27 protein-coding genes are annotated in these 24,523 nt (G+C 61.2%); 10 read left to right on the top strand and 17 right to left on the bottom strand.

The genetic code is table 11. The features are described from left to right. The first annotated feature begins 71 nt into the window (after positions 1–71). Positions 72–1,463, top strand: a complete 1,392-nt coding sequence (gene rimO, locus AC2FML_RS08620) for a 30S ribosomal protein S12 methylthiotransferase RimO (protein ID WP_496782787.1) — start codon at positions 72–74, stop codon at positions 1,461–1,463. A gap of 58 nt (positions 1,464–1,521) precedes the next feature. On the opposite strand, the gene AC2FML_RS08615 is transcribed toward rimO, so the two are convergent. After that, on the bottom strand, positions 1,522–1,710 hold the full coding sequence (locus AC2FML_RS08615) for a hypothetical protein (RefSeq protein WP_244952318.1): 189 nt from the start codon (positions 1,708–1,710) through the stop codon (positions 1,522–1,524). 229 nt (positions 1,711–1,939) lie between these two features. Here AC2FML_RS08615 and AC2FML_RS08610 point away from each other — a divergent pair, with 229 nt between their 5' ends. Continuing rightward, positions 1,940–2,182 (top strand): CDGSH iron-sulfur domain-containing protein, encoded by a 243-nt coding sequence (locus AC2FML_RS08610; RefSeq protein WP_496782786.1) that lies wholly within the window; start codon positions 1,940–1,942, stop codon positions 2,180–2,182. Positions 2,183–2,187: 5 nt separating this feature from the next. On the opposite strand, the gene AC2FML_RS08605 is transcribed toward AC2FML_RS08610, so the two are convergent. The 5 genes from AC2FML_RS08605 to AC2FML_RS08585 form a co-directional block, all read right to left on the bottom strand. Further along, on the bottom strand, positions 2,188–2,445 hold the full coding sequence (locus AC2FML_RS08605; RefSeq protein ID WP_170357169.1) for a DUF6455 family protein: 258 nt from the start codon (positions 2,443–2,445) through the stop codon (positions 2,188–2,190). Further along, the gene (locus AC2FML_RS08600; protein ID WP_280525634.1) at positions 2,442–2,714 is read right to left on the bottom strand and encodes a DUF6455 family protein; all 273 of its coding nucleotides are present in this window, start codon (positions 2,712–2,714) and stop codon (positions 2,442–2,444) included. Before AC2FML_RS08600 ends, AC2FML_RS08605 begins: the two co-directional genes overlap by 4 nt. A 17-nt stretch (positions 2,715–2,731) precedes the next feature. Continuing rightward, positions 2,732–2,983: a DUF6455 family protein gene (locus tag AC2FML_RS08595; protein WP_170357168.1), complete on the bottom strand. Its 252-nt coding sequence runs from the start codon at positions 2,981–2,983 to the stop codon at positions 2,732–2,734. A gap of 69 nt (positions 2,984–3,052) precedes the next feature. Further along, positions 3,053–3,421, bottom strand: coding sequence for a YigZ family protein (locus AC2FML_RS08590; protein ID WP_170357167.1), 369 nt, complete (start codon positions 3,419–3,421; stop codon positions 3,053–3,055). After that, complete coding sequence (locus AC2FML_RS08585) at positions 3,418–4,116, bottom strand: M48 family metalloprotease (RefSeq protein ID WP_170340641.1); 699 nt, start codon at positions 4,114–4,116, stop codon at positions 3,418–3,420. The genes AC2FML_RS08590 and AC2FML_RS08585 overlap by 4 nt, the downstream gene beginning before the upstream one ends. Positions 4,117–4,234: 118 nt before the next feature. On the opposite strand from AC2FML_RS08585, the gene AC2FML_RS08580 reads away from it, so the two are divergent. Further along, positions 4,235–4,474 (top strand): DUF8831 family protein, encoded by a 240-nt coding sequence (locus AC2FML_RS08580; protein ID WP_093964694.1) that lies wholly within the window; start codon positions 4,235–4,237, stop codon positions 4,472–4,474. Here AC2FML_RS08580 and AC2FML_RS08575 read toward each other — a convergent pair. After that, a complete protein-coding gene (locus AC2FML_RS08575) occupies positions 4,471–4,746 on the bottom strand; it encodes a DUF167 domain-containing protein (protein WP_170357166.1) in 276 nt (91 codons plus the stop codon). The genes AC2FML_RS08580 and AC2FML_RS08575 overlap by 4 nt on opposite strands. A gap of 123 nt (positions 4,747–4,869) precedes the next feature. Between AC2FML_RS08575 and AC2FML_RS08570 the strand changes: the two genes are divergently transcribed. Both AC2FML_RS08570 and AC2FML_RS08565 read left to right on the top strand, forming a co-directional pair. Continuing rightward, positions 4,870–5,448, top strand: coding sequence for a nitroreductase family protein (locus AC2FML_RS08570; protein WP_496782784.1), 579 nt, complete (start codon positions 4,870–4,872; stop codon positions 5,446–5,448). Further along, positions 5,445–6,146, top strand: coding sequence for an EI24 domain-containing protein (locus AC2FML_RS08565; RefSeq protein WP_480752719.1), 702 nt, complete (start codon positions 5,445–5,447; stop codon positions 6,144–6,146). Before AC2FML_RS08570 ends, AC2FML_RS08565 begins: the two co-directional genes overlap by 4 nt. Here AC2FML_RS08565 and AC2FML_RS08560 read toward each other — a convergent pair whose 3' ends face one another. Both AC2FML_RS08560 and mce read right to left on the bottom strand, forming a co-directional pair. Beyond that, complete coding sequence (locus AC2FML_RS08560; RefSeq protein ID WP_093964691.1) at positions 6,147–6,422, bottom strand: DUF1467 family protein; 276 nt, start codon at positions 6,420–6,422, stop codon at positions 6,147–6,149. It abuts the gene before it with no gap. Positions 6,423–6,444: 22 nt separating this feature from the next. Further along, positions 6,445–6,849, bottom strand: a complete 405-nt coding sequence (gene mce / locus AC2FML_RS08555; RefSeq protein ID WP_093964690.1) for a methylmalonyl-CoA epimerase — start codon at positions 6,847–6,849, stop codon at positions 6,445–6,447. Positions 6,850–6,983: 134 nt separating this feature from the next. Between mce and AC2FML_RS08550 the strand changes: the two genes are divergently transcribed. Continuing rightward, a complete protein-coding gene (locus AC2FML_RS08550) occupies positions 6,984–7,703 on the top strand; it encodes a response regulator (RefSeq protein WP_496782783.1) in 720 nt (239 codons plus the stop codon). 263 nt (positions 7,704–7,966) lie between these two features. Here AC2FML_RS08550 and aspS read toward each other — a convergent pair whose 3' ends face one another. After that, positions 7,967–9,742 (bottom strand): aspartate--tRNA ligase, encoded by a 1,776-nt coding sequence (gene aspS, locus AC2FML_RS08545; RefSeq protein ID WP_496782781.1) that lies wholly within the window; start codon positions 9,740–9,742, stop codon positions 7,967–7,969. Between the two features lie 205 nt (positions 9,743–9,947). Between aspS and AC2FML_RS08540 the strand changes: the two genes are divergently transcribed. Continuing rightward, the gene (locus AC2FML_RS08540; RefSeq protein WP_496782780.1) at positions 9,948–11,174 is read left to right on the top strand and encodes a class I SAM-dependent methyltransferase; all 1,227 of its coding nucleotides are present in this window, start codon (positions 9,948–9,950) and stop codon (positions 11,172–11,174) included. Between the two features lie 5 nt (positions 11,175–11,179). Here AC2FML_RS08540 and AC2FML_RS08535 read toward each other — a convergent pair whose 3' ends face one another. From AC2FML_RS08535 to AC2FML_RS08525, 3 genes are read right to left on the bottom strand one after another with little or no spacing between them, the layout of a single operon-like run. Further along, on the bottom strand, positions 11,180–11,851 hold the full coding sequence (locus tag AC2FML_RS08535) for a CPBP family intramembrane glutamic endopeptidase (protein ID WP_496782778.1): 672 nt from the start codon (positions 11,849–11,851) through the stop codon (positions 11,180–11,182). After that, positions 11,848–12,495: an aminotransferase class IV family protein gene (locus AC2FML_RS08530; RefSeq protein WP_496782777.1), complete on the bottom strand. Its 648-nt coding sequence runs from the start codon at positions 12,493–12,495 to the stop codon at positions 11,848–11,850. The genes AC2FML_RS08535 and AC2FML_RS08530 overlap by 4 nt, the downstream gene beginning before the upstream one ends. Continuing rightward, a complete protein-coding gene (locus AC2FML_RS08525) occupies positions 12,450–13,571 on the bottom strand; it encodes an aminodeoxychorismate synthase component I (RefSeq protein WP_496782775.1) in 1,122 nt (373 codons plus the stop codon). Before AC2FML_RS08525 ends, AC2FML_RS08530 begins: the two co-directional genes overlap by 46 nt. Positions 13,572–13,755: 184 nt before the next feature. Between AC2FML_RS08525 and carB the strand changes: the two genes are divergently transcribed. After that, positions 13,756–17,109, top strand: coding sequence for a carbamoyl-phosphate synthase large subunit (gene carB / locus AC2FML_RS08520; RefSeq protein ID WP_170340032.1), 3,354 nt, complete (start codon positions 13,756–13,758; stop codon positions 17,107–17,109). Positions 17,110–17,165: 56 nt separating this feature from the next. Here carB and AC2FML_RS08515 read toward each other — a convergent pair whose 3' ends face one another. Genes AC2FML_RS08515 through AC2FML_RS08505 form a run of 3 tightly spaced genes read right to left on the bottom strand, consistent with a single transcriptional unit; the run spans position 17,166 to position 21,726 of the window. Continuing rightward, entirely contained in the window at positions 17,166–20,213 is a 3,048-nt protein-coding gene (locus tag AC2FML_RS08515; RefSeq protein ID WP_496735314.1) for an efflux RND transporter permease subunit, read from the bottom strand. Between the two features lie 11 nt (positions 20,214–20,224). After that, positions 20,225–21,262 carry an efflux RND transporter periplasmic adaptor subunit gene (locus AC2FML_RS08510; RefSeq protein ID WP_496782774.1) on the bottom strand — a complete coding sequence of 346 codons (1,038 nt, stop codon included), beginning with the start codon at positions 21,260–21,262 and terminating at the stop codon, positions 20,225–20,227. Continuing rightward, positions 21,259–21,726, bottom strand: a complete 468-nt coding sequence (locus AC2FML_RS08505) for a MarR family winged helix-turn-helix transcriptional regulator (RefSeq protein ID WP_093964681.1) — start codon at positions 21,724–21,726, stop codon at positions 21,259–21,261. Before AC2FML_RS08505 ends, AC2FML_RS08510 begins: the two co-directional genes overlap by 4 nt. 166 nt (positions 21,727–21,892) lie before the next feature. Between AC2FML_RS08505 and AC2FML_RS08500 the strand changes: the two genes are divergently transcribed. Further along, positions 21,893–23,017, top strand: a complete 1,125-nt coding sequence (locus tag AC2FML_RS08500) for a beta-ketoacyl-ACP synthase III (protein ID WP_496782773.1) — start codon at positions 21,893–21,895, stop codon at positions 23,015–23,017. Between the two features lie 192 nt (positions 23,018–23,209). Then, positions 23,210–23,917: a hypothetical protein gene (locus AC2FML_RS08495; RefSeq protein WP_496782772.1), complete on the top strand. Its 708-nt coding sequence runs from the start codon at positions 23,210–23,212 to the stop codon at positions 23,915–23,917. A 91-nt stretch (positions 23,918–24,008) separates the two neighbouring features. Here AC2FML_RS08495 and AC2FML_RS08490 read toward each other — a convergent pair whose 3' ends face one another. Then, complete coding sequence (locus AC2FML_RS08490; RefSeq protein WP_170340605.1) at positions 24,009–24,470, bottom strand: hypothetical protein; 462 nt, start codon at positions 24,468–24,470, stop codon at positions 24,009–24,011. Positions 24,471–24,523 lie beyond the last annotated feature (53 nt).

Genomic DNA, 24,523 nt, shown 5'->3' with positions numbered 1-24,523 from the left:
TGCCTCAGCTTCGATGTTCCTCGCGTGCGAAGGATTTGCAAGGGGAAGATTTCCCCACTATATGCCGCGCAATGAGCACCAACCCGCCAAACCTACGCCCCGATCTGGCACCCGCAGCCCGGATCATCGACGCACCGCGCAGCGGCCAACCCACCATCGGAATGGTGTCCTTGGGATGTCCCAAGGCACTGGTCGACAGCGAGCGCATCCTGACGCGCCTACGCGCCGAAGGATACGGGATCTCGCCCGACTATTCAGGTGCGGATGCCGTGATCGTGAACACCTGCGGGTTTCTCGACAGCGCCAAGGCCGAAAGCCTCGAGGCAATCGGCGAGGCGCTGGTGGAAAATGGCAAGGTCATCGTGACCGGGTGCCTGGGCGCGGAACCTGACTACATCCGCGAACATCACCCCCGGATCCTGGCCGTGACCGGGCCGCACCAGTATGAACAGGTGCTGGATGCCGTTCACGCCGCCGTTCCGCCTGATCCCAATCCGTATGTGGATCTGTTGCCGGCTTCGGGCGTGAAGCTGACCCCGCGCCACTACAGCTATCTCAAGATATCCGAGGGCTGTAATCACAAGTGCAAATTCTGCATCATCCCGGATATGCGCGGAAAACTGGCCAGCCGACCGGCCCACGCCGTTCTGCGCGAGGCTGAAAAACTGGTCGACAGCGGTGTGCGCGAATTGCTGGTGATCAGCCAGGACACCTCGGCCTTTGGCCTGGATCGAAAATACGACGTGAACCCCTGGAAAGACCGGGAGGTGCGCAGCCACATTACCGATCTGGCCCGTGAACTGGGCCAACTGGATGCGTGGATACGACTGCACTACGTCTACCCCTATCCACATGTGCGCGAGTTGATCCCGCTGATGGCGGATGCAGGCAGCAACCTTTTGCCCTACTTGGACATCCCGTTCCAACACGCGCATCCGGACGTTCTGAAACGAATGGCGCGCCCCGCTGCCGGCGCCAAGACACTGGACGAGATCGCCGCCTGGCGCGCGATTTGCCCCGACATCACGCTGCGATCGACCTTCATTGTCGGCTACCCGGGGGAGACCGAGGCCGAGTTCCAGACCCTGCTGGATTGGATGGACGAGGCGCAGTTGGATCGCGTCGGGTGCTTCCAATACGAAAACGTTGAAGGGGCCCGCTCGAACGACTTGCCGGATCACGTCCCGGATGAGATCAAGCAAGAGCGCTGGGAGCGCTTCATGCAAAAGGCCCAGGCGATTTCCGAAGCGAAACTGGCGACGAAAGTGGGCCAGAGGATCCAAGTGATCGTGGATGAGGTGGATGCCGAAGCCGCCACCTGCCGCACCAAGTCAGACGCGCCCGAGATCGACGGCAACCTGTTCATCGACGACGGTCACGAAAACCTGAAACCCGGTGACATCGTCCTTGTTCAGGTCGACGAGGCTGGTGAATACGATCTGTGGGGGAAGCTGGTGCGCTGAACCGCCATCCGGCGGAAGAAGGCAGACGGCCCCCAAATCGGGACCGTCTGCAAAAAGCTTATTGAGTGACCGGGTTACACACGGTCTGGCCGGCCTCGGTGGTGGCCAGTTCATAGCCTGCCGAACAGCTGGGCGAGCCATATTTGTCATAGCTCGGCTGAACGTAAACCGGGGTGGGCTCTTCCTGCTGCGAGCAAGCAGTCAGGATCAAAACAAAGGCGCCGGCGGCAGCGAATTTCAGTTTCATGTCCATCAATCCTTTAATACTTTTCTGATATTGCCCAACTTTTCGGGGCCAGGTTAAGGATACGGGCAGTTCGGCTTTCTGGCAACAGATACGGTCACATCCGTGTGATCAGAGGCGAATCCACGCCTGCACCGCGACGTGCCACCGCCGGACCGGGACGCGCGAACTACACATTTCTCTGCGTTGGGCTAAGCTCTCGGATGTCCCTTTCAACAGCCGGAGCGCCAGAATGCCAAATGGATCTCAAATCGCCCAGAAATCGCCCTACCCCATCGAAGTGACTGAAGGCAAAAGCTACTTCTGGTGCGCTTGCGGACGCTCCAAACGTCAGCCATTCTGCGACGGTTCGCACAAGGAAACCGGGATCGAGCCGGTAAAATATGTAGCAGAATCAAGCAAGAAGGTCTTCTTCTGCGGATGCAAGCAAACCGCTAATCCGCCGCTGTGCGACGGAAGCCATTCCAAGCTTTAGGCCAATCAGGTCAGCGCATTCAAAGCCTTGGCATTCGCGCAAAATTCCGGGGCGGCGGTCGCCCGGCTCTGTTGGCACGCAAGCCAGACGGCACATCTTTCGCTGCAGTCAGCGGCTCGACAACGGGTCACCATTTCGCTGTATCCCTGCGCGGTCAGCCGCCCTTCGGCGATGGCTTCGGACAGCGAGATTTCCATGCAGCGCGCAACCGACCGCGTCAGCCAGAAGTGTTTTTCTATGTCTCCGAGTCGCACAAGTTTCATTGTTTTTCCTGATTCTGCAGCGTCTTAAGTTTGGCGAATCGGTTCCTGTTCGGACATGTCTCCGGGGCCTCAACCCTATCACCTCGGTGCGTCTGCCAGTCGCTACAGTCGCAAGCCCACTCGCAGCCCCGGCACCGTCCCACCATGCGCGCCCATTCGTCGGGACTGAGCCGACCCGTGAGATGGGCATCTACAAGGTCAACGCCGGTCGCCTGCCCCATCCGCAGAACAAGGCGTACATGCTTCATGGTCTGGCCAAGGACGTTCATGGTTCTGCCCGTCCGCGCTAGGGTGCAAGCCTGGCCAGCAAATCCTGGTTTCGGCAATACTCCGGTGGCCGTCCGTCGCTGTTTTGAAGCGCCAACGCGCGGTCGCAGTGATAGGGGTTTGTACAGCCTGTACAGCGCAGCACCGCGTCGGTGATTTCGTCGATGGAAACCGAACCGCCGATTGCGGCCTCCTGCAGGTCAACGCCCAGTTTCAGGGCCATTCGATCCACCAAAGCGGCGTGGCGGCGCAATTCTTCGCGTCTGGACATCCGAGTTCCTTTCGCTGTCTCGCTGAAAAGAACCCTAGCGCCATAACCCCACGGCGCCCTTGATTCAGGTCAAGAGACGATCCCCAGGTCGTCCAGGTAGGCCCGTGTGGCGTCCTGGACCCGCCTGAAACGATCTCCGCCCAGCTTTTTGCCGCCATACCATCGGGTCACAATGACCACGTGATCCTGCACACCGGCGCGTTCCAACATGCGCAATATGACCATCCCCGCACCAGTTTCGCCATCATCTGCCTTGAGAGCGCCGGTCGGCAAAATCGCGGCCCACGTGTTATGGGTCGCCTTGGCATATGCCTTGTCCGATTTAAGGTCGCGCAATACCGCATCGACCTCATCCCGCGACCTGACGGGAGCACCGCTCACCGCGTATTTCGAGCCTCGATCCGTCAGAACAACCCCCATCCGCTGGATCTGGGTCATTGGGTCAGGCCGAGCTGGGCGGCTGTTTCCAGAACAACTTCGATGCGCTTGGCATTGGGCGGATGAGACGCCAGAAAGCGGTCACCCGGATCTGGAATCCGGCCGAAATAGGCCATGCCGACCAGCGGATTGTACCCAGCCGAATAGGTGATCAAAGTTCCCATCCGGTCCGCTTCCAGCTCGAATTCTTTCGTGTAGCTCTGAACTCCGACTTCAGCACCCAGCTTCTGAGCACGTTCAATTCCTGCCGCGTCCTCGCCTTGCGCCTCAGCCAGTTCTCCGAAAATGCGGGCCCCTTCCTTGGCGTTTTTTACCTGCCGGGCGATGTGGCCCAGGATGTGATGCGCCGCCTCGTGTCCCATCACGAACGCCATCTCGTCAGCGTTCTGCGTCGACTTGACCATTTCCTGCGTGAAAATGATGAACGGGCGCCCATCCTTGTCCAACGTCTGGAACGCATTTGGCTCGGCAAACGGATCCGTGTCGATCAGAATCCCGAAATCGCAGTTTTGCCCCCGTGTCTCGCGCTGACAGACTTTTTGCGCGGCTGCCCCGACCGACCTGCTGACCTGCTGAAACGTCAGTGCCGAGTCGCGCAGTTCGGGCGAGGATGGTGACCAATCATCAACAGCAATGAACCCGCCCGCAGTGCACGCGGACACAACCAAGACCAGCAAAAACCTGAGGCGGTGCATTCCGGATCCTTTCTGTTCGTGCCGGCAGGAAAGCTTAGCGCGATGTGGCCTCCCTGACCACAGCCCGAAACCCAATCAGCGGGTTGCATTGCGATCGCAGGCTGGGCAGTCTGGGAACATGTTTTCGATTGAGCATGAATTCGACTCGACAGTCATTACCCTGGTGGACGAAGGCCCGGAGCCTTTGCAAGAAGACGTGGTGATCAACAGTTTCGCCGAGTGCGTAACGATCGAGCAGTTGGACCCCCGAACGGACCAGATGCAGAAAATCACCCTTTCGCCCGAACAGGTGCGCGACCTTGCCGCCGCTCTGGATCTGCCCGAAGGGGTGTATCAAATCAGGGAGACACCAGCCTAGGGATCGTAGACAAAGACCTTGTCGCGCCCTGTATGGCCTTTTTTCAGCGTCAAAGCCGACGGTGAGGCACCCATGACCCGGGCCAGCAGCTTGACCACGGCCTGGTTCGCCTTTCCATCCTCGGGCACGGCGGTGACAGCGATGTGCACTGTCGCCCCGTCGAAAGAAATCCGGTCCTGCGCAGCTTTGGGAGTCACCCGCACGGGAATCGATTGCCCGGGTCGCGCCAGATGCGCAAGGTCCGGCAGGTTTCGCAGTTTCGGTTTTGCCACCACATTCTCTTCCGCATTTGGACGGTGCCAGGTGGCACAATATCCAACAGTTTTACATCTTGCCCTTGAAACCGGCGCGTGTCTGCCCGAGATACGACAGAACCATGTAAAGGAATTTAACATATGACGCTGAAAAACCCGGCTGCGTTCGAGTTCCTGCAGTCGCGCAGGTCGCGGCCCGCCAAGACGTTGATGGCCCCGGCGCCGACCCGCGACGAATTGATCCCGTTGCTGACCGCAGCCGCTCGCAGCCCCGATCATGGCAAGTTGGAACCTTGGCGGTTCATCGTCATCGAAAAAGGCGCGATGCCGCGATTGGCCGATCTGACCGAGGAACGAGGCGTTGCGCTGGGGAAAAGCCCCGAAGACATTGCCAAGGCCCGTAGTCAGTTCGATATGGGGCATCTCGCCGTTGCCGTCATCGAAGTGCAAAAACCATCGCCGAAAATCCCGGAAATCGAACAAACCTACTCGGCCGGGGCGGTCTGCCTTGCACTGCTCAACGCAGCCCTTGCTGCGGGTTGGGGTGCCAACTGGCTTTCAGGTTGGCAGTCGCACGACCGCGAATTCTGCGAACGCGGTTTGGGCTTGGCCGACAATGAACGCATTGCCGGACTGATTCACATCGCAACCGAAGGGGCCACTCCGCCCGAAAGGCCCCGCCCGGACGTGGCCGCGATCACCGAGTGGGTGACGGAATGATTATCCTCAACGCGTTCTTCGCGGCTTTGGGGCAGCTCGGCGATTCTCGTTTCAGATCGGTGCTACTGCGCGGTGTCGGCCTGACGATAGTGCTGCTTGTTGTTGCCTGTGCGGCGGCGATTTGGGGCATCAACGCCCTTGCTGGTCAGGAGATCTCGCTGCCATTTGTCGGCGACGTCCCGTGGTTGAACGACGTTCTGAACTATTCAGGGATCTTTCTGGTTCTGATCCTGCCGGTCTTTCTGATGGTGCCGGTGGCCTCAGCCATCACATCGATGTTTCTGGATGAGGTCGCACAGGCCGTTGAAGACCGGCATTACCCGAACCTACCCCCTGTTCCGTCCGTCCCGATCTGGGATGCGGTGCTGGACTCGCTGGGATTCTTGGGCGTGTTGATTATTGCCAACGTATTGGCGTTGGTCCTTTACGCGCTGTTCACACCCCTCGCTCCGTTCATCTTTTGGGGGATGAACGGGTTTTTGCTGGGTCGGGAGTATTTCACGCTGGCGGCAATGCGCCGGATCGGGCGCGACGGTGCGCGGGCGTTGCGGGCACGCCATGCCGGGACGATCTGGGTCGCCGGAACCTTGATGGCCATCCCCCTGTCGGTCCCGCTGGTGAACCTTTTCATTCCGATCATCGGAGCCGCAACGTTCACGCATATCTTTCATGGGCTGTCGCGACAGGCCGAGCGCTGATTACTCGCGCGGTTCCATCTGGTTCAACCAGTCGAAATCACGAACTGAGATTACGCCAGAAACAATGATCCCTGCGATCACCGCCCACAACACGATAGAAATACCGGTGGTGATCCAGATCTTTTTCTTCATGTGGTGAACTTCCGGAGCGCCCGCATGGGTCCCCGGCACGATGTCGCCCAGGTCGCCTTGCGTCTTGATGCGGACCGGCAGCACGACCAACAAGGTCATGAACCAGATCACGGCGAACAAAACCAACGCAGCAGTGATTGTCATTTCGACGCCTCCTCAGCCCAGCTCAGACTTGCTCCAGCTCCACAAGGCACCCGTTGAAATCCTTGGGGTGCAAAAACAGCACAGGCTTGCCGTGGGCGCCGATTTTGGGCTCTCCGGTTCCCAGAACGCGGGCACCGGTCGCCTTCAGGTGATCCCGTGCGGCGATGATGTCCTCGACCTCATAACAGACATGGTGGATGCCACCCGCCGGGTTCTTTTCCAGGAAGCCGTTGATCGGGCTGTCGTCGCCCAGCGGGTACAGCAGCTCGATCTTGGTATTGGGCAGTTCGATGAAGACAACCGTCACGCCATGATCCGGTTCATCCTGAGGTTCACCAACCTTGGCGCCCAGCGCGTTGCGGTATTGGGCGGATGCGGCCTCGAGGTCGGGCACGGCGATGGCGACATGGTTCAGGCGGCCAATCATGGCGGTCTCCTCTGTTCTGCGTTGCAGCGTTTATGGGGGCTGCCCTGTCAAAGGGCAAGTGCGCCAAAACGCGCGTTAACCCTGTGTTAGCCAGGAGTTCCTAGCGTGAGGCATCTGCTGAAAGGAGTTCTGCCATGGACGATTCGGTGCCGTTCGCCCCATCCACCGTCGCCCCCAGCGCCACCCGGCCTTTGCTGGGTCAGACCATTCTGGTTGTCGAGGACAGTCGTAATACCTGTGATGCAATGCGACTGATGTGCCTGCACAGCGGCGCCCGCATCCGCCGGGCCGATTGCCTGAGGTCGGCGCGCAGGCACCTTCAGATCTATCGCCCGTCGGTGATCGTGGTGGACATGGGCCTGCCGGACGGCTCCGGCGCAGACCTGATCGCGGAACTGAACGCGGTTTCCCCACGTATCAGCGTCATCCTTGGTATGTCCGGCGATGACTGCGCCGAAACGCTTGCCTTGCAAGCCGGAGCCGATGGCTTTCTAGCGAAACCGTTGAATTCGCTGATCAGCTTCCAAAGGGCCATCCTGGAAAATCTCCCCGAAGACCGCCGTCCGGGTTCACTCCAATCCGTCAAAGACGAACAGATCTGCCCCGATCCGCTGGCTTATCAGGATGACATGGCGCATATCGCAGATGTTCTGACCGGGCCGGCGGATTCACGCACTCTGGACTATGCCGCTCAATTCCTGCGCGGTGTTGCCCGAGATGCCGAGGATACGGTTCTGGAACAGGCAGCCCATGACCTCGCATCCTCGCGCGCCAAGAGCGCTCCGGTAACAGCCTTGGCCGCGCGGGTTGCCGGCCTTGTCCAAAGCCGTCTTGAAAGACGAAAGGCGATCTGAATGACCTTGGCCTACTTCGTGACAACGGCCATGCTCTGCGCTTGGTGGTATTGGCACACCCGCAGATCCGCGCGGACCATTCGCGCCAACCGCGAGAAACAGCCGAACTGGGTGGACTGAATTCGAGTTCAAGGGGTTTTAGCCACTTGGAAAACGCGGGCACCGATAAGCACTGAAGTGCTTGGCGGAAAGTTCGCTTCGCGCCACCGCAGTAGTTTTGACCGCACCCAAAGGTTTTTCACACTTTGGGTACGGTCCTTGGCTCATTCCTGAGGGATGACCCGTAGGCCCAGTTCCATCAGCTGATCCGAGGTCGGGTCCGACGGCGCCTGCATCATCAGATCTTCGGCGCGCTGGTTCATCGGGAACATCATGACCTCGCGGATATTGGCCTCATCCGCAAGCAGCATAACGATCCGGTCGATGCCGGCGGCGCAGCCCCCGTGCGGCGGAGCACCATAGTGGAACGCGTTGAACAGCGCGCCAAAGCGGCTTTTGACCTCGTCCTCGCCGTAGCCAGCCAGTTCGAAGGCCTTGAGCATGATTTCGGGCTTGTGGTTCCGGATTGCGCCCGACACCAGCTCGTAACCGTTGCAGGCCAGGTCGTACTGATAGCCCTTGACCTCAAGCGGGTCGCCCTGCAGCGCCTCCATGCCACCTTGCGGCATCGAGAACGGGTTGTGTTCGAAATCGATTTCGCCGGTTTCCTCGTCCTTTTCGTAGATCGGGAAATCCACGATCCAGGCAAAGGCGAACCGGTCCTTGTCGGTCAGACCCAGTTCCTCGCCGATAACATCGCGCGCCTTGCCGGCGACTTTTTCAAAGGCTTTGGGCTTACCACCCAGGAAGAACGCCGCGTCACCTTTGCCCAGACCCAGTTGCAGACGGATGGCCTCGGTGCGTTCGGGGCCGATGTTCTTGGCCAGCGGGCCGGCTGCTTCCATCCCGTTCTCGCCCTCGCGCCAGAAGATGTAGCCCATACCCGGCAGGCCTTCCTTCTGGGCAAAGGCATTCATGCGGTCGCAGAACTTGCGGCTGCCGCCACCCGGCGCGGGGATCGCGCGGATCTCGGTGCCTTCCTGTTCCAGCAGCTTGGCGAAAATCGCGAAACCGGACCCGCGGAAGTGTTCAGACACCACCTGCATCTTGATCGGGTTGCGCAGATCGGGCTTGTCGGTGCCATACCACAGCGCCGCGTCTTTGTAGGAAATCTGCGGCCATTCCTGATCAACCTTCCGGCCACCGCCGAATTCTTCGAAGATTCCCGTCAGAACTGGCTGGATCGTGTCGAACACGTCCTGCTGGGTTACGAAGGACATCTCGAGGTCGAGCTGGTAGAAATCCGTGGGTGACCGGTCGGCGCGCGGGTCCTCGTCACGGAAGCAGGGCGCGATCTGGAAATACTTGTCGAAGCCCGACACCATGATCAGCTGCTTGAACTGCTGCGGCGCCTGCGGCAACGCATAGAACTTACCCGGATGCAGGCGCGAGGGCACCAGGAAGTCGCGCGCGCCCTCGGGGCTGGACGCGGTGATGATCGGCGTCTGATATTCGCGGAAGCCCTGATCCCACATGCGGCGGCGCATGCTGGCCACCACGTCCGAGCGCAGTGCCATGTTGCGCTGCATCGCCTCGCGACGCAGGTCCAGGTAGCGATAGCGCAAGCGGGTTTCCTCGGGGTATTCCTGATCGCCGAACACCATCAGCGGCAGCTCCTCGGCCGCGCCCAGCACTTCCAGTTCGCGGACATAGACCTCGATCTCGCCGGTGGGCAGCTTTGGGTTCACCAACTCGGCATCGCGCGCCTTGACCGTGCCGTCGATGCGGATGCACCATTCCGAGCGCACTTTCTCCAACGCGCTGAACGCAGCACTGTCGCCGTCGCACAGAACCTGGGTCACGCCATAGTGGTCACGCAGGTCGATGAACAGCACGCCGCCGTGATCTCGCACCCGATGAACCCAACCCGACAGGCGGACGGTTTCACCGACATTGGCGGCGGTCAGATCGGCGCAGGTGTGGCTGCGATAGGCGTGCATGGATGATATCCCTTCGGGCGCTGAATTCGTCGCGCCGATACACCGCGATCGGGTCGGGAAGTCAAGGGTTGGAGCACGATGCGCCTCCATCGGAGCCCGGAATGCAGACAAATTCGAAAAAATCGCTATCTTTTGGACATGTGAACTCGAATAGTTTTCCCGGCACGCGGGAGCCAGGCCCCTTGAGCAAGGAGGTGTTCGGCCGATGTGGCAAACTGTTTTGGATCGCGTATTGCGGGGTTTCATCACCCGCGGAACTCTGCGGATCACCTATCCTGACGGGACGGCGCGCACCTATGGCGACGCCACGCAGCCCGAGGCGCATATCACCCTGCATGACCCCGCATTGATGGCGCGCTTGGTGCGCAATCCCGAGATGGCTTTCGGCGAGGGCTACATGAATGGCACCCTGACCGTCGATGAGGGCGGCCTGGAAAGTGCCATGCGGATCGCGATTCGATGCGCGGCCAGCGGGTCATTGCCCTTGCTGCAGCAGATCCAGGACTGGGCGGGGTATCTGCTGCGACCGATCCTGCAGCGCAACTCGGTCCACTCGGCGCGGCGCAATGTGGCGCATCACTATGACCTGTCCGACGACTTCTACCGGCTGATGCTGGACCCTGACATGCAGTACAGCTGCGCCTATTTCCAGCAGCCCTGGATGACTTTGGAACAGGCACAAGCCGCCAAAAAGGCGCATATCGCGCGTAAGCTGTGCCTTGAGCCCGGAATGCGCGTGCTGGACATCGGCTGCGGCTGGGGCGGTCTGGCCCTGACGCTGGCGCGTGACCACGGCGTGCAGGTGACCGGGCTGACCCTGTCGCAGAACCAGCACCGTACCGCGACCGCGCGGGTGCAGCAGGCCGGGCTGACCGACCGCATCGACATTCGGCTGATGGACTACCGGCAGATGCAGGATCAGTTCGACCGGATTGTCTCGGTCGGGATGCTGGAGCATGTGGGCGCGCCACAGCTGCGCACCTATTTCGACCGGGTCGCAGCCTTGTTGAAGCCCGACGGCGTGGCATTAATCCATTCCATCGGCCGCAACGGGCCGCCCACCGGCCAGTCGCCCTGGCTGAACAAATACATCTTCCCGGGCGGCTATGTCCCGTCGCTCGAGGAAATCGTCAAACCCGTGGCACGCACCGGTCTGTGGTTTCTGGATGTCGAAAGCCTGCGGCTGCATTATGCCCTGACCCTGCGCGCCTGGCGCGACCGGTTCGAGACCAACCTGGACCAAGTGCGCGCGATGTATGATGACCGGTTCATCCGCATGTGGCGGTTCTATCTGACCGCCTGCATACTGGTGTTCGAAGAGCGCGACCAAACCGTGTTCCAATTGCAGCTGGGCCACCGGCGCGACGCGGTGCCTTTTACGCGTGACTATCTGTACCAGCCCGATCAGGACATGCGCGACGCCGCCGAGTAATGCCCCTAAAACGGGCGCTGCACGTTGCCGGAATAGAAGAACACGCCAAGCCCGGCGGCAAAGATGATGTTGCCGGCGATCGCGTGCAGCAGCACCGCATAGAAGAACGACCCGCGCTTGCGGTAGGCCCAGGAAAACAGCAGCCCGCCAGCGAATGTCATCACGGTGACGATCCAGTTCCAATACATCAGGTGCGCAAAGGCGAACAGCCCGGCGTTCAGCAGCGGCAAGGCCGCGCCGTCAGGCAGGATCGCGTGATAGCGGCGATAGAACAGCGTGCGGAACAGCAGCTCTTGCGGCAGCGCCGACAGCAATGGATAGCCCAGCCAGATCACGGCCAGAAATTCGGGCCGGTTCAGCAGCAGAAAAAAGGCCGCATCGGGGCGCGTGGCCATCACCAGGGCCGAACAGATCGCCGCCATTGCCAATGAAAACCCGATCACCTCGGCCCAGCGCCAGTTGCGCCAGCCATAGCGCAGCTCGGCCCAGGAAAAGCCCGGGGTGCGGTGCAGCAGGGCGATCCCGACAGCGGTGAAGAAGAACAGAGCCGGAAACATCCAGTCGGGTGGAAACAGAACCGCGATCAGCAAGGGGACCGCGACATAGAACGCCACGAATTCAGCCTTCAGGCGCAGGTTCGATACCTGCAATCCACGCGCAGAGCTGCGGTCGCTCATGGCAGCATCACCTTGGCCGGTATCAAACCGCGCAAGGAATTGCCCATCCAGATCCGGTGCGCGGCGGCCAGGTCACGCAGGGTCAGGACCGCCTCGGCCGCGCGTCCGGTTTCGAGCAACTCCTCGCGCAGGATCCCCGGCAGCAGGCCCGCCGCAACCGGCGGTGTCAGCAGACGCCCGTCTTCCGTTTCGACGAACAGGTTGGTGATGGTGCCCTCGCACAGTTCATCCCGTTCGTTCAGGAACAACATCTCATCCACGCCGTCGGGTAATTCCGCCCGCGCTTGATCGTAGATCGCGCGGCGGGTGGTCTTGTGGCGCAGCCAGATGTCCGAGGACGTCAGCCTTGTTGTCGCCAGACCCACCGTCCAGCCCGGCGGGTTGTCTGCCAAAGGCCCCGAGGTGATCTTGGGTGCACCGGTCAAGTCCAGAGTCAACCGGCACCGCAGCGGGTCCGCGCCGGACAGGCCGGCCACCACCTCGCCCACGCGCCGCAGGTCGAACTGAACACCCAGCCAGTCCGCTGTCCGCGCCATGCGCCGCAGGTGGCGCTCCAGCCGCACGACCCCCTGCCCGGGCCGAAACGCAAAGGTTTCGATCAGGCGGAAATCAGGCTCAGTTGGTGCGCGAACCGGGCTTTCCATAGCGCTTCCTCATATTCCGACGCGGCGGTGCTGTCCCAGACGACACCTCCGCCGACGTTCAACGTGGCCCGATTGCCCTCGACCATCAAGGTGCGGATCGCGACGTTGAACTCCGACCGCCCGTCCGGGGCGGCCCAGCCGATGGTGCCGCAGTAGATGTCGCGCGGCCAGGGCTCCAGATCCGACAGAATCTCCATCGCACGGATCTTGGGCGCCCCGGTAATCGATCCACAGGGAAACAGCGCCCTCAGGATGTCGGACAGCCCCGCCCCTACCTGCAGCCGCGCCTGCACCAGCGACACCATCTGATGCACGGTGGCGTAGGTCTCGACCTTGAACAGCTCGGGCACCTGAACGGTTCCCGGCAGCGCCACGCGACTGATGTCATTGCGCAGCAGGTCCACGATCATCAGGTTCTCGGCCCGGTTCTTTTCGTCCGAGGACAGGAAATCGCGCCGCCGCGCGTCCTCGGCCAGATCGGCGCTGCGCGGCTGGGTGCCCTTCATCGGCCGGGTCTCGATCATCCCGGCGGCATCGGTGCGGAAGAACAGCTCGGGCGAGCGGCTGAGCAGATCGGGCAGCCCGTCCTGCTGGACCAATGCGCCATGGCCGACCGGCTGTCCGGCGGTCAGCGCGGCATAGAGCGCGGCGCTGTCGCCCTCGGTTTCCAGGTCGATGGGAAAGGTCAGGTTGGCCTGATAGATGTCCCCGGCCCCGATCGCATCATGCACGGCGCGGAAGGCTTCGGCATAGCGCGCCTCGCTCCAACGCGGCTGGAACGCAGTCAGCCCGGCCGCACCGAACGGCAGGTCCTGCACGCTCGGGCCGTCGAACACCCCAAAGCACAATAGCGGCAATCGACGGGTCGCGGGCAGCCTTGCGGCCAGCTTGGGCTCAAGCGCATAGCCAAGCTCGTAGCTGGCATATCCGGCCAGCCAGCCGCCCTGCGCGCGCGCGTCATCCAGCGCCGCCAATGCCTGGGGCACCTGCTCCGCCCGGTCGGCGCGGATCACCTGGGCAGGCCGGTCGAAACCGGTGCCCGGACCGGCGGGTCCATGATCGAAACGAATGCGCAATTGCTTCCTCATCTGTCGTGCAGCGGCATATAGAGAATACGGTGCCAAGGGAAAGGGGGGAAAGCGGCAATTTCGCTTCCGTTTCCGATCCCCCTTGCACCTTTTGCCCGGGTCCCTATAACGCACGACAATTTGGGCGCATGGGCGGCGCCCGCGACTCGTGCAAAATCGAAGGGGCCAGGCCATGCCGAAGAGAACCGACATCCAGTCGATCATGATCATCGGGGCGGGGCCCATTGTCATTGGGCAAGCTTGCGAATTCGACTATTCCGGCGCCCAGGCCTGCAAGGCGCTGCGCGAGGAAGGGTATCGGGTCATCCTGGTGAACTCGAACCCTGCCACGATCATGACCGACCCGGAACTGGCCGACGCCACCTATATCGAACCGATCACGCCCGAGGTCGTCGCCAAGATCATCGAAAAGGAACGCCCCGACGCCCTGCTGCCTACGATGGGCGGGCAGACCGGCCTGAACACCTCCTTGGCGCTGGAGGAGATGGGCGTGCTGGAAAAATTCGGCGTCGAGATGATCGGGGCCAAGCGCGAGGCCATCGAGATGGCCGAGGACCGCAAGCTGTTCCGCGAAGCGATGGACCGCCTGGGCCTTGAAAACCCAAAGGCCACCATCGTCACCGCCCCCAAAAAAGCCGACGGCTCTGCCGATCTGGATGCCGGCGTGCAGATGGCCCTGGACGAGTTGGAAAACATCGGCTTGCCCGCGATCATCCGCCCGGCCTTCACTCTGGGCGGCACCGGCGGCGGTGTGGCTTACAACCGTGAGGATTACATCCACTTTTGCCGCTCGGGCATGGATGCCTCGCCGGTGAACCAGATCCTCGTCGACGAAAGCCTTCTGGGCTGGAAAGAATATGAAATGGAGGTGGTGCGCGACACTGCCGACAACGCGATCATCGTCTGCTCGATCGAGAACGTCGATCCGATGGGCGTGCATACCGGTGACTCGATCACCGTGGCCCCTGCGCTGACGCTGACCGACAAGGAATACCAGATCATGCGCAACGGCTCGATCGCCGTTCTGCGCGAGATCGGCGTCGAAACGGGCGGATCGAACGTGCAATGGGCGATCAACCCGGCAGACGGCCGCATGGTCGTGATCGAGATGAACCCGCGTGTGTCGCGCTCGTCAGCGCTGGCGTCCAAGGCGACAGGCTTCCCGATCGCCAAGATAGCCGCCAAGCTGGCGGTGGGCTACACGCTGGACGAGCTGGACAATGACATCACCAAGGTCACGCCTGCGTCTTTCGAACCGACCATCGACTATGTCGTCACCAAAATCCCGAAATTCGCTTTCGAGAAATTCCCCGGATCCGAGCCTTACCTGACCACCGCGATGAAATCGGTGGGTGAAGCCATGTCCATCGGTCGTACCATCCACGAATCGATGCAAAAGGCGCTGGCTTCGATGGAATCGGGCCTGACCGGGTTTGACGAAGTTGAAATTCCGGGCCTGAGCATCGGCCCATGGGATGCGGTCGAAAGCAGCGACGACAAGGCACATGTCATCAAGGCCATCAGTAAGCAGACACCCGACCGTTTGCGCACCATCGCGCAGGCGATGCGCCACGGTCTGACCGACGACGAAATTTTTGCCGTCACCAAGTTCGACCCGTGGTTCCTGGCCCGTATCCGCGAGATCATCGAAGCGGAACGCACCGTCCGCAAGGACGGCCTGCCGATGACCGAGGACGGCCTGCGCCGGCTCAAGATGCTGGGCTTTACCGACGCGCGTCTGGGCAATCTGGCCGGCCGCGACGAGGCCAACGTGCGCCGCGCCCGCCACAATCTGGGCGTCACCGCCGTTTTCAAGCGGATCGACACCTGCGCCGCCGAGTTCGAGGCGCAGACGCCCTACATGTACTCGACCTACGAGGCCCCAACGATGGGCGAGGTAGAATGCGAGGCGCGCCCCAGCGACCGCAAGAAGGTCGTCATTCTGGGCGGCGGCCCCAACCGGATCGGCCAGGGGATCGAGTTCGACTATTGCTGCTGCCACGCCTGTTTCGCGCTGACCGACGCGGGCTATGAAACCATCATGGTCAACTGCAACCCCGAGACGGTGTCGACCGACTACGACACCTCGGACCGGCTGTATTTCGAGCCGCTGACCTTTGAACACGTCATGGAAATCCTGCGGACCGAGCAGCAGAACGGCACACTGCACGGTGTGATCGTTCAGTTCGGTGGTCAGACCCCGCTGAAGCTGGCCAATGCGCTCGAGGCCGAAGGTATTCCGATCCTGGGCACCACGCCCGACGCGATCGACCTGGCCGAAGACCGCGAACGGTTCCAGGCACTGGTCAACGATCTGGGCCTGAAACAACCCAAGAACGGCATCGCTTCGACCGACGCGCAAGCGCTTGAGATTGCAGAAGAGATCGGGTTCCCGCTGGTGATCCGCCCGTCCTACGTGCTGGGCGGCCGCGCGATGGAGATCGTGCGCGACATGGATCAGCTGAAGCGCTACATCAACGAGGCCGTGGTGGTCTCGGGCGACAGCCCCGTGCTGCTGGACAGCTACTTGGCCGGGGCGGTCGAACTGGACGTGGACGCGCTGTGCGACGGCAAGGATGTCCATGTGGCCGGCATCATGCAGCATATCGAAGAGGCCGGCGTGCACTCGGGCGACTCGGCCTGTTCGCTGCCGCCCTATTCGCTGTCGAAAGAGATCATCTCCGAAATCAAGGACCAGACCTACAAGCTGGCCAAGGCGCTGAACGTCGTGGGCCTGATGAACGTGCAGTTCGCGATCAAGGATGACGAGATCTACCTGATCGAGGTCAACCCGCGCGCCAGCCGCACCGTGCCCTTCGTGGCCAAGGCGACCGACAGCGCCATTGCCTCGATCGCCGCGCGGGTGATGGCGGGCGAGCCGCTGTCGAACTTCCCGCAACGCCCACCCTACAAGGAAGGCCAGGACACCAAGATCGCCGACCAGATGACCCTGGCCGACCCGGACATGCCCTGGTTCTCGGTGAAAGAGGCGGTGCTGCCCTTTGCCCGCTTCCCCGGTGTCGATACCATCTTGGGTCCCGAGATGCGCTCGACCGGTGAGGTCATGGGCTGGGACCGCGATTTCCCGCGGGCCTTCCTCAAGGCGCAGATGGGCGCGGGCATGGTGCTGCCGTCCAAGGGACGGGCTTTCATCTCGATCAAGGATGCCGACAAGGGTCCGGCGATGATCGAGGCTGCGCAGGTTCTGGTCGAGCAGGGATTCTCGCTGGTGGCTACCCGCGGAACACAGACATGGCTGGAGTCCAAGGGCGTGCCCTGTGACGTGGTCAACAAGGTCTACGAGGGCCGCCCCGATGTGGTGGACATGCTGAAGGACGGTCAGGTCCAGTTGGTCATGAACACCACCGAAGGCGCGCAGGCAGTTGAGGACAGCAAGGCCATCCGCTCGATCGCGCTGTATGACAAGATCCCCTACTACACCACGGCCGCGGCCAGCCATGCCGCCGCGCTGGCCATCAAGGCGCAGGCTGAAGGGGATGTGGAGGTCAAATCGCTACAGGGTTGAAGCCCGCAGCGGACAAGCAAAAAGCCCCGGCCTTTCGCCGGGGCTTTTTTTGGGGATCATGCAGTCTGGGCCGCCAGCCTGCGCTGTTCTTCCCGAGTGAAGAACAGCAGGTAGAACACCGGCGCGGCGACCATGGTCAGGATCGTCGCGAAAGCCAGACCACCCATGATCGTCACTGCCATCGACACGAAGAACGCGTCGGTCAGCAGCGGCGCCATCCCCAGGATCGTGGTGATCGCTGCCAGCATGACCGGGCGTAGACGCGAGACCGAGGCTTCGATGATCGCGTCGCGCAGAGGCTTGCCCGTGGCGCGGACAAGGTCGATCTCTTCGACCAGAACAATACCGTTCTTGATCAGCATCCCCGACAGGCTGAGAAGCCCGAGAAGCGCGGTGAATGTAAATGGCAGGCCCGTGCCCAGCAGCCCGATCACCACGCCATTCACCGACATCGGCACCAGCAGCCAGATGATGACCGGTTGCCGGATCGCGTTGAACAGCAGTACCGAGATCAGAACCATGATCAAAAGGCTCAGCGGCAACTGTTTGCCAAGGCTGGCTTGCGCTTTGCCGGAATCCTCGAACTCGCCGCCCCATTCCAGCTTGTAGCCCAGCGGCAGTTCCATGTCCTCGATCGCATCGCGAATCTCGGAATGAACCTGTGCCGCGGTCAGGCCAGCCGGGATGTCTGCGCCCACCGTGACGGTCAGAACGCGATCGCGCCGATGCACCAGTGTATTGAGCGCTTTGTACTGGAACCCGTCCACCATCTGCTCGATCGGCACGAATTTCTGTGACTGGTCCGAATACACCACTTGATCCACAATCGAGTATTCTCCGTCCGCCGGGCGACGCAAGATAATCGGGATCAGGCGGTCCCTCTCGCGGAACACGCCGCCGGTGATGCCATCCGTCGAGAATTGCAGGGTGGCGGCGATGTCTTCGCGGGTAACACCGGCCGTCTGCGCACGTTCGGTCGCATAGATCGGCTGGACCGCCAATTCCATTTCCCGCCAGTCGTGATGCACGTCTAGCGCATTTGGCGATGCAGCCGACATGCGCCGCACCGCCTCGTCGGCCAGTTGCCGCAGGACGACCGGATCGCTGCCCGAGAACCGCGCCTCGATCGGGGTACCGCCGCCGGGGCCGAACACCAGACGCTTGGTCCGGAATTCGCCTTCGGGGAATTGGGTTTCACCAAAGGCCTCCAGATCAGCACGCAGGACGGGAATGTCCTCGAGCGTTTCGGTCCGGATGATCATATGCCCATAGCTTGGGTTGGGCTTCTCGGCCGAATAGGTCAACATGAACCGCGTCGCGCCCTGCCCCACGAAGGTGGTGACCGAGACGACATCATCCCGCTGGGCCAGCCAGTCCTCGAAGACTTGCATATCGGCACTCGTCCGCGCGATCGGAGTCCCCTGCGGCAGCTTGTAATGGACGAAGAACAGCGGCGTGTTGGAGTCCGGAAAAAACTGCTGTTTCACCATCGCGAAGCCGGCATAGCAGATCACGGTAACCCCAACCAAACCGGCCACCACCAGCCACCGGAACCGCAATGCCCAGCGCAGGATCGCCCCGTAGGTTCGGAACAGGATGCCGCTATAAGCGTCGACATCCACGTCCTTGCCCTGTTTGAAGAAATAATGCCCCAACAACGGTGTTGCTGTGATGGCCAGCACCCAGCTCAGCAGCAACGAGATCGCGATCACCGCAAACAATGAGAACAGGAATTCGCCCGTCGCATCCGGGCTGAGCCCAATCCCAGCAAAGGCCATGATTCCGATGACCGTGGCCCCCAGAAGGGGGATCTGGGTCTTGGACGCGGCCTCGTCGGCAGCATCGCGCGAATTTTTTCCCTTGAGCATGGAGATCTGCATCCCCTCGGCCACCACGATTGCATTATCGACCAGCATCCCCATCGCAATGATCAGCGCGCCCAGCGAAATGCGCTCCATCTCGATGGAAAACAGCGCCATGAACAGCAGGGTCCCGACAACGGTCAACAAAAGGGTCGAGCCCACAACGACCGCCGCGCGCCAACCCATGAATATTCCAAGCACCGCCACCACGATGGCAACCGACATGGCCAGGTTCACTAGAAAATCGTTCGAAGCCTGCTCGACCACGACGTGCTGCTGGTAGATCGGCAATACATCGACGCCCGCGGGAATTTCCACATCCAGTTCGGCCAGCTTGGCGTCGACGCGCTTTCCGACCTCCACGATGTTTTCCGTCGATAGGCCGGCAATACCCAGGGTGAAGGCTTCGACGCCGTTGAACCGGATCATGATGTCAGGATCGGTCTGGCGGGCCCGGTAGACATCGGCCATGTCAAAGAGGTTGATCACTTGCCCCTGAGAGCCAACCGACAGCCCTGCGATCTCGGACACGCTGTCCGATCCGTCCGCCGTCAGGATCGTGGTTCGATCGTCGTCTGACCGAAGCGTCCCTGACGACTGAACCGAATTGGCGTTGGCGATCGCTTCGTTGATCGACTGCAACGGCACGTTCTGGTTGACCGAAATGGCCAGGTCCGGCTCGATGAAAATGGCTTCGTCTGGCAAACCCTGCACTTCAACGTCCGCAACGCCCTCAACGGTCAGCAACTCGCGCCGCAAGAAGGTCGACAATTCGTGCTTTTCGGCGTCGCTGAACCCTTCCGCGGTGACCGCATAGAAAAGACCGAACACGTCACCGAACCCGTCATTCACATAGGGCTGGCTGACACCGGACGGCAATCCACGGGCCGCATCCCGGACCTTGGCGCGCAGTCGGGTCCAGATATCCGGCAATTCGCTGCCATCGTAGGTGGACTTGATCTCGACTTCGATCAGCGATTGACCGGGACGGTTGACCGAGGTGATGACATCGACCTCGCCCATCTGCTGGATGGCAGATTCCAAAGGCTCCGAGACCTCCTCGGCCACCTGTTCAGCCGTCGCACCAGGATACGTGGTCAACACTACGGCGTTCTTGATGGTAAAGGCCGGATCTTCGAGCCGCCCGAGCGACGAAAATCCCCAGATCCCACCCAGCAAGGCGATCAGGATCACCAGCCACGTATAGATCGGCCTGTCGATCGAAGCGCGTGCGATATTCATCATCGCCCCCTTCAGTTCGCAAAGCCGGCAAAGCGGCGCACGGTCTGCCCATCGGTCAGAACGGACCCGCCGGCCACCACGATTTCGTCGCCGTCCGACAATCCGGTCAGAACCCGGACGTCTCCTGTCTGGGTTGGTTCGATGGTCACGGGAACACGCCGTACGGTGCCGACATCCGCACCGACCGGCGAAAAGACCATGACGCCCAGATTGCCCTCGGCGTCGGCGACAATCGCGGTCGGAGGAACGATGATGCCAATGCGTTTGTCATCGACCTGAACATTGACGGTTACCGACGAGCCGGGCAGCACCCGCAAGTCTTCCGGCGGCGTGAGGCCGAACTGAATCCGGAACGTCTGGCCGACGCTCGAAGTTTCAGCGTCGAATTCGCGGATTTCCAACGGGAAGACCTCGTCACTTGCGGGGAATTTTGCCGTGATCGAAATGCCATCTTCCTGGCTGGTCCTCTGGAACAGGATTTCGGGCACATCGACCTCGATCCTCAATTCGGACAGATCGTGGATCCGGACGATCGGCGTTCCGGCGGCCACGGTGGTGAAGTTTTCGACCTCACGCCGCGATACCAGCGCATCGAACGGCGCGGTCAGAGTCGTGTGCTCGAGGTTGTACTCGGCGTCACGCACCGCGATTGCAGCCAGTTGGGCGGCGGTTTCAGCGTCATCGACAGCGACCTGGCTTGCAGTCGTCCCCCGCAGGCGCGACAGGCGGGCCACGGTGCGGTCAGCCTGATCCTTCTGAAGACGCGCACGTTCCAGTGCCAGTTCGAACGGCTCTTGGTCCAGCTTTGCAATCAGGCTGCCCTTGGGCACCTGGAACCCTTCGTTGACGGGCAGTTCCACGATCTGTCCGGCGACCTGAAACGCCAGATCGACAGTCTGCCGCGCGGCCACGCGCCCGAAGAACTGGCGTGAGAATCCGGGAGCGGTCTCATGCACCACCATAAGTTTTACAGGCTTGGTGTCGTCTTGCGCCGCAAGCGGTGCGGCCAGTACGGCAAGGGCAAGGCCCAGCGAAGTCAGCAGCTTCATTTCGTCAATCCCTCGGGTATTCCCGTTTTCAGAATGTTGTCCCGGATCTTGCGGGCAAGCCGGGCAAATTGAGCAGTTTCCTCGTCATCCAACCCAGAGGCACGGTGAAACAGCTCACCGGCGGTGGTGACCAGCATGTTGCGGGCCTCGGCACCTTTGTCGGTCAACACCAGCAACCACGCACGGCGATCATCGGGGTCCTGTTGGCGGGTCAGATAACCGGCCGCCTCAAGCGCATCGGCGGTGGCTGTAATCGTCGACGGCACGGTCAGCATGTCGGCCGCCAACACTCCCATCCGCTTGGGCTGATCCAACTTGATCAACATATGGCATTCCTGATGGCTGAGATCGGTATCGATGCAGCCGAAACTCTCTTCCAGTTTCCAGTACAGCGCATAGACGCCCATCATCGCCTGGATCTCAGGGGTCAGTCGGGCCAGCCGTTCACTGATGTCTTTGGTCATGGATGCTCTCCGCACGAGTCGAGCGGTGATATACTTCGGATTCCGAACTATTCAAGATGTGAAGTTGAATTTGCGCAAACCTATGCCGTTCCCTTGGGTCAACATCTCTTGATCTGGGGGCGCTGTGACTGCATTTTGGGCGAATCCGAAACATTCAGGACCCGACATGTACACGCCCGCAATCACCGGTACCGGGGTTTTCACGCCCGAAAACGTCATCACCAATGCCGAGCTGGTCAAAGCCTTCAACGCCTATGCCGACAAGATGAATGCTGCCAACGCCGATGCCATCGCCGCGGGCGAGATGGAGCCGATGCAGCACTCCTCGGAAGAGTTCATCGTCAAGGCCTCGGGCATCGAGAACCGCTACGTCATGGACAAGACCGGCGTGCTGGACCCGGACGTGATGCATCCCCTGCTGCGCCAGCGCAGCGATGACGAGCCGGGCATCATGACCGAAATGGCGCTGGACGCCTGCAACAAGGCGCTGGCGCAGGCCGGGCGGACGGCGGCGGATGTCGATCTGGTGATCTGTGCCGCGTCGAACCATGAACGCGCCTATCCCGCCATTGCGGTCGAAATCCAGAACGCGTTGGGCATCGCTGGTTTTGGGTTCGATATGAACGTGGCCTGTTCTTCGGCGACGTTCGGCATTCAGGCCGCGGCCGACATGATCCGGTCGGGGTCCGTACGGGCGGCGCTGGTGGTCAACCCCGAGATCTGCTCGGGACACCTGGAATGGCGCGACCGGGATTGCCACTTTATCTTCGGTGACGTGGCCACCGCCACGCTGATCGAGCGGATCGAGGATGCAAAGGGCCCGCATTTCGAAATCCTGTCGACCCGCTGCGCAACCGAGTATTCGAACAACATCCGCAACAACAACGGTTTTCTGCGGCGCACCCGGCCCGACGGATTGAAGGACCGCCGCGACATGCAGTTCATGCAGAACGGCCGCAAGGTGTTCAAGGAAGTGCTGCCGATGGTCAGCAAACACATCAGCGACCACATGGATTCCGAAGGGATCGAAAGCGGCGATCTCAAGCGGCTGTGGCTGCACCAGGCCAACAAGACGATGAATGATTTCATCGGCAAAAAGGTCTTGGGCCGAGAGCCGGAGCCGGGCGAACAGCCCAACATCCTGCAGGACTATGCCAATACATCGTCCGCCGGGTCGATCATCGCCTTTTCCAAATATTCAGACGATCTTCAGGATGGCGATGTCGGCCTGATCTGCTCGTTCGGTGCAGGATATTCGGTGGGGTCCGTCATCGTCAAACGCCACGCCTGACACGCCGGCGCCGCCGGTCCACGTCCGGCGCAACAAGCGATAACCTCGAATATTTCGCCCGCGCAGGCGGACTGTTTTTGTATTCCTAAAAACTTCTTCAGAATTGATACAGCGCAACTTAACCCGCGGCCTCCATCTGGAAGGCCATGCAATTCCGCATGTCAGGTGACGCTAGGTTAAGAAAGGTGCGCCATGTTCAAGAGTTCTAAGTCAGGAATGGCGGCCTGGGTTGTCGCCCCGTTTTTGGGGGTTGCTGCAGCCAGCGCGGCCATGGCCGAGCCCCAGGTTTGCAACGCCAACACAGCACGGATTGCAGCCAACAATGGTGACTATGCGGCCCTTTGCGGCTGTTCGCAGGTTACGCCCAGTTTCCTCTCGCATCTGCAACAACGGGCAGATTTCGGGTCGGTTCTTGCCAATACCTCGCAGCAATGTCCGGGGCTGGCCAATCTGCTGAGCGATTTGCCGACCGGATCGATTTCCAACGCCAACAGCTTTGACGGCCGCGAAAACGACCCCAGCGGGTTTCAACCCGCATCCAGCACCGGCCCATCCGCCGGCGGCGGATCCGGGTCGGGCGGCGGAAACAGCGGCCCCGGCAATGGCGGGGGGAACGATGACCCCGGTGATGGCGGATCCGACGATCCGGGCAACGGCGGCGGGAATGATGATCCCGGCAACGGCGGCGGCAAGCCTGGCGATGGCGGTGGCAAGCCCGGCAAGGGCGGCGGCAAGCCCGGCCATGGTGACGGCAAGCCCGGCAAGGGTGGCGGTCACGGCGGCGGCAAAGGCAAACACGGTGACGGGAAAGGCGGCGGCAAGGGCAACAACGGGGGCGGAAATGGGCCCGAAGGCTCAAGCCCCGGACGCGGAAACAATGCCAACAACGACGAAAACTGACAAAAGCTAAGAGCTACTTCAGCTCAGCTTGAAGAAGGCGATGCTCACATCGCCTTTTTCACCGCCCCATGGCGGCTTTCCGGAAACTAGGTCAGCTGACGCTTTCCTCTTCGAGGTGCAATTTCATCTCGATCAGAACCTGTTGCAGCAACGAAGTTTCTTTCAGCAGACGCTTGGCTTCGTTGACGGTAATGATGCCATCCTCGATCGCGGCCTGGTATTCGGTCATCAGCATCGCAAACCGCTGGCTCAGTGCGATCACGTCCGAATTGACGCCCCCGGTGCGCGTACGGGTCGAATTGCGCTCATCATAGGACAAGGTGATGTTCTTCAGGTCCGCCAGGGCCGAGGTCACATGCGGGTAGCTGGCCGCGTTTTCGAGACGTGCGACCGCATCCACCGGCATGAACCGGTCGCTGTGCTCGGGATTGTCGGAGTAATACCGGCCCAATGTGGCCTTGGATTTCCCTGTTATCTCGCATGCTGCCTCGATCCCCACGTCCTTGACCAAAGCTTCGGTGTGCTTTTTCAGATAGGCCCCGATATCTGCCATTTTTGTACCTTTGTTCGCTGCGCCCTCTTGCCCGGCTGTCCGCACCGGGGAAA

Source organism: Ruegeria sp. BHSC029 (assembly GCF_059613085.1).
The sequence above is the reverse complement of the archived record's forward strand: the minus strand, read 5'-3'. Positions and strand labels throughout refer to the sequence as shown.

What these genes read in the sequence shown, in the direction of transcription:
- rimO (WP_496782787.1), top strand. Translation starts at nt 72, where the DNA reads ATGAGCACCAACCCGCCAAACCTACGCCCCGATCTGGCACCCGCAGCC.
- AC2FML_RS08615 (WP_244952318.1), bottom strand. Translation starts at nt 1,710, where the DNA reads ATGAAACTGAAATTCGCTGCCGCCGGCGCCTTTGTTTTGATCCTGACT.
- AC2FML_RS08610 (WP_496782786.1), top strand. Translation starts at nt 1,940, where the DNA reads ATGCCAAATGGATCTCAAATCGCCCAGAAATCGCCCTACCCCATCGAA.
- AC2FML_RS08605 (WP_170357169.1), bottom strand. Translation starts at nt 2,445, where the DNA reads ATGAAACTTGTGCGACTCGGAGACATAGAAAAACACTTCTGGCTGACG.
- AC2FML_RS08600 (WP_280525634.1), bottom strand. Translation starts at nt 2,714, where the DNA reads ATGAACGTCCTTGGCCAGACCATGAAGCATGTACGCCTTGTTCTGCGG.
- AC2FML_RS08595 (WP_170357168.1), bottom strand. Translation starts at nt 2,983, where the DNA reads ATGTCCAGACGCGAAGAATTGCGCCGCCACGCCGCTTTGGTGGATCGA.
- AC2FML_RS08590 (WP_170357167.1), bottom strand. Translation starts at nt 3,421, where the DNA reads ATGACCCAGATCCAGCGGATGGGGGTTGTTCTGACGGATCGAGGCTCG.
- AC2FML_RS08585 (WP_170340641.1), bottom strand. Translation starts at nt 4,116, where the DNA reads ATGCACCGCCTCAGGTTTTTGCTGGTCTTGGTTGTGTCCGCGTGCACT.
- AC2FML_RS08580 (WP_093964694.1), top strand. Translation starts at nt 4,235, where the DNA reads ATGTTTTCGATTGAGCATGAATTCGACTCGACAGTCATTACCCTGGTG.
- AC2FML_RS08570 (WP_496782784.1), top strand. Translation starts at nt 4,870, where the DNA reads ATGACGCTGAAAAACCCGGCTGCGTTCGAGTTCCTGCAGTCGCGCAGG.
- AC2FML_RS08565 (WP_480752719.1), top strand. Translation starts at nt 5,445, where the DNA reads ATGATTATCCTCAACGCGTTCTTCGCGGCTTTGGGGCAGCTCGGCGAT.
- AC2FML_RS08560 (WP_093964691.1), bottom strand. Translation starts at nt 6,422, where the DNA reads ATGACAATCACTGCTGCGTTGGTTTTGTTCGCCGTGATCTGGTTCATG.
- mce (WP_093964690.1), bottom strand. Translation starts at nt 6,849, where the DNA reads ATGATTGGCCGCCTGAACCATGTCGCCATCGCCGTGCCCGACCTCGAG.
- AC2FML_RS08550 (WP_496782783.1), top strand. Translation starts at nt 6,984, where the DNA reads ATGGACGATTCGGTGCCGTTCGCCCCATCCACCGTCGCCCCCAGCGCC.
- aspS (WP_496782781.1), bottom strand. Translation starts at nt 9,742, where the DNA reads ATGCACGCCTATCGCAGCCACACCTGCGCCGATCTGACCGCCGCCAAT.
- AC2FML_RS08540 (WP_496782780.1), top strand. Translation starts at nt 9,948, where the DNA reads ATGTGGCAAACTGTTTTGGATCGCGTATTGCGGGGTTTCATCACCCGC.
- AC2FML_RS08535 (WP_496782778.1), bottom strand. Translation starts at nt 11,851, where the DNA reads ATGAGCGACCGCAGCTCTGCGCGTGGATTGCAGGTATCGAACCTGCGC.
- AC2FML_RS08530 (WP_496782777.1), bottom strand. Translation starts at nt 12,495, where the DNA reads ATGGAAAGCCCGGTTCGCGCACCAACTGAGCCTGATTTCCGCCTGATC.
- carB (WP_170340032.1), top strand. Translation starts at nt 13,756, where the DNA reads ATGCCGAAGAGAACCGACATCCAGTCGATCATGATCATCGGGGCGGGG.
- AC2FML_RS08515 (WP_496735314.1), bottom strand. Translation starts at nt 20,213, where the DNA reads ATGAATATCGCACGCGCTTCGATCGACAGGCCGATCTATACGTGGCTG.
- AC2FML_RS08510 (WP_496782774.1), bottom strand. Translation starts at nt 21,262, where the DNA reads ATGAAGCTGCTGACTTCGCTGGGCCTTGCCCTTGCCGTACTGGCCGCA.
- AC2FML_RS08505 (WP_093964681.1), bottom strand. Translation starts at nt 21,726, where the DNA reads ATGACCAAAGACATCAGTGAACGGCTGGCCCGACTGACCCCTGAGATC.
- AC2FML_RS08500 (WP_496782773.1), top strand. Translation starts at nt 21,893, where the DNA reads ATGTACACGCCCGCAATCACCGGTACCGGGGTTTTCACGCCCGAAAAC.
- AC2FML_RS08495 (WP_496782772.1), top strand. Translation starts at nt 23,210, where the DNA reads ATGTTCAAGAGTTCTAAGTCAGGAATGGCGGCCTGGGTTGTCGCCCCG.
- AC2FML_RS08490 (WP_170340605.1), bottom strand. Translation starts at nt 24,470, where the DNA reads ATGGCAGATATCGGGGCCTATCTGAAAAAGCACACCGAAGCTTTGGTC.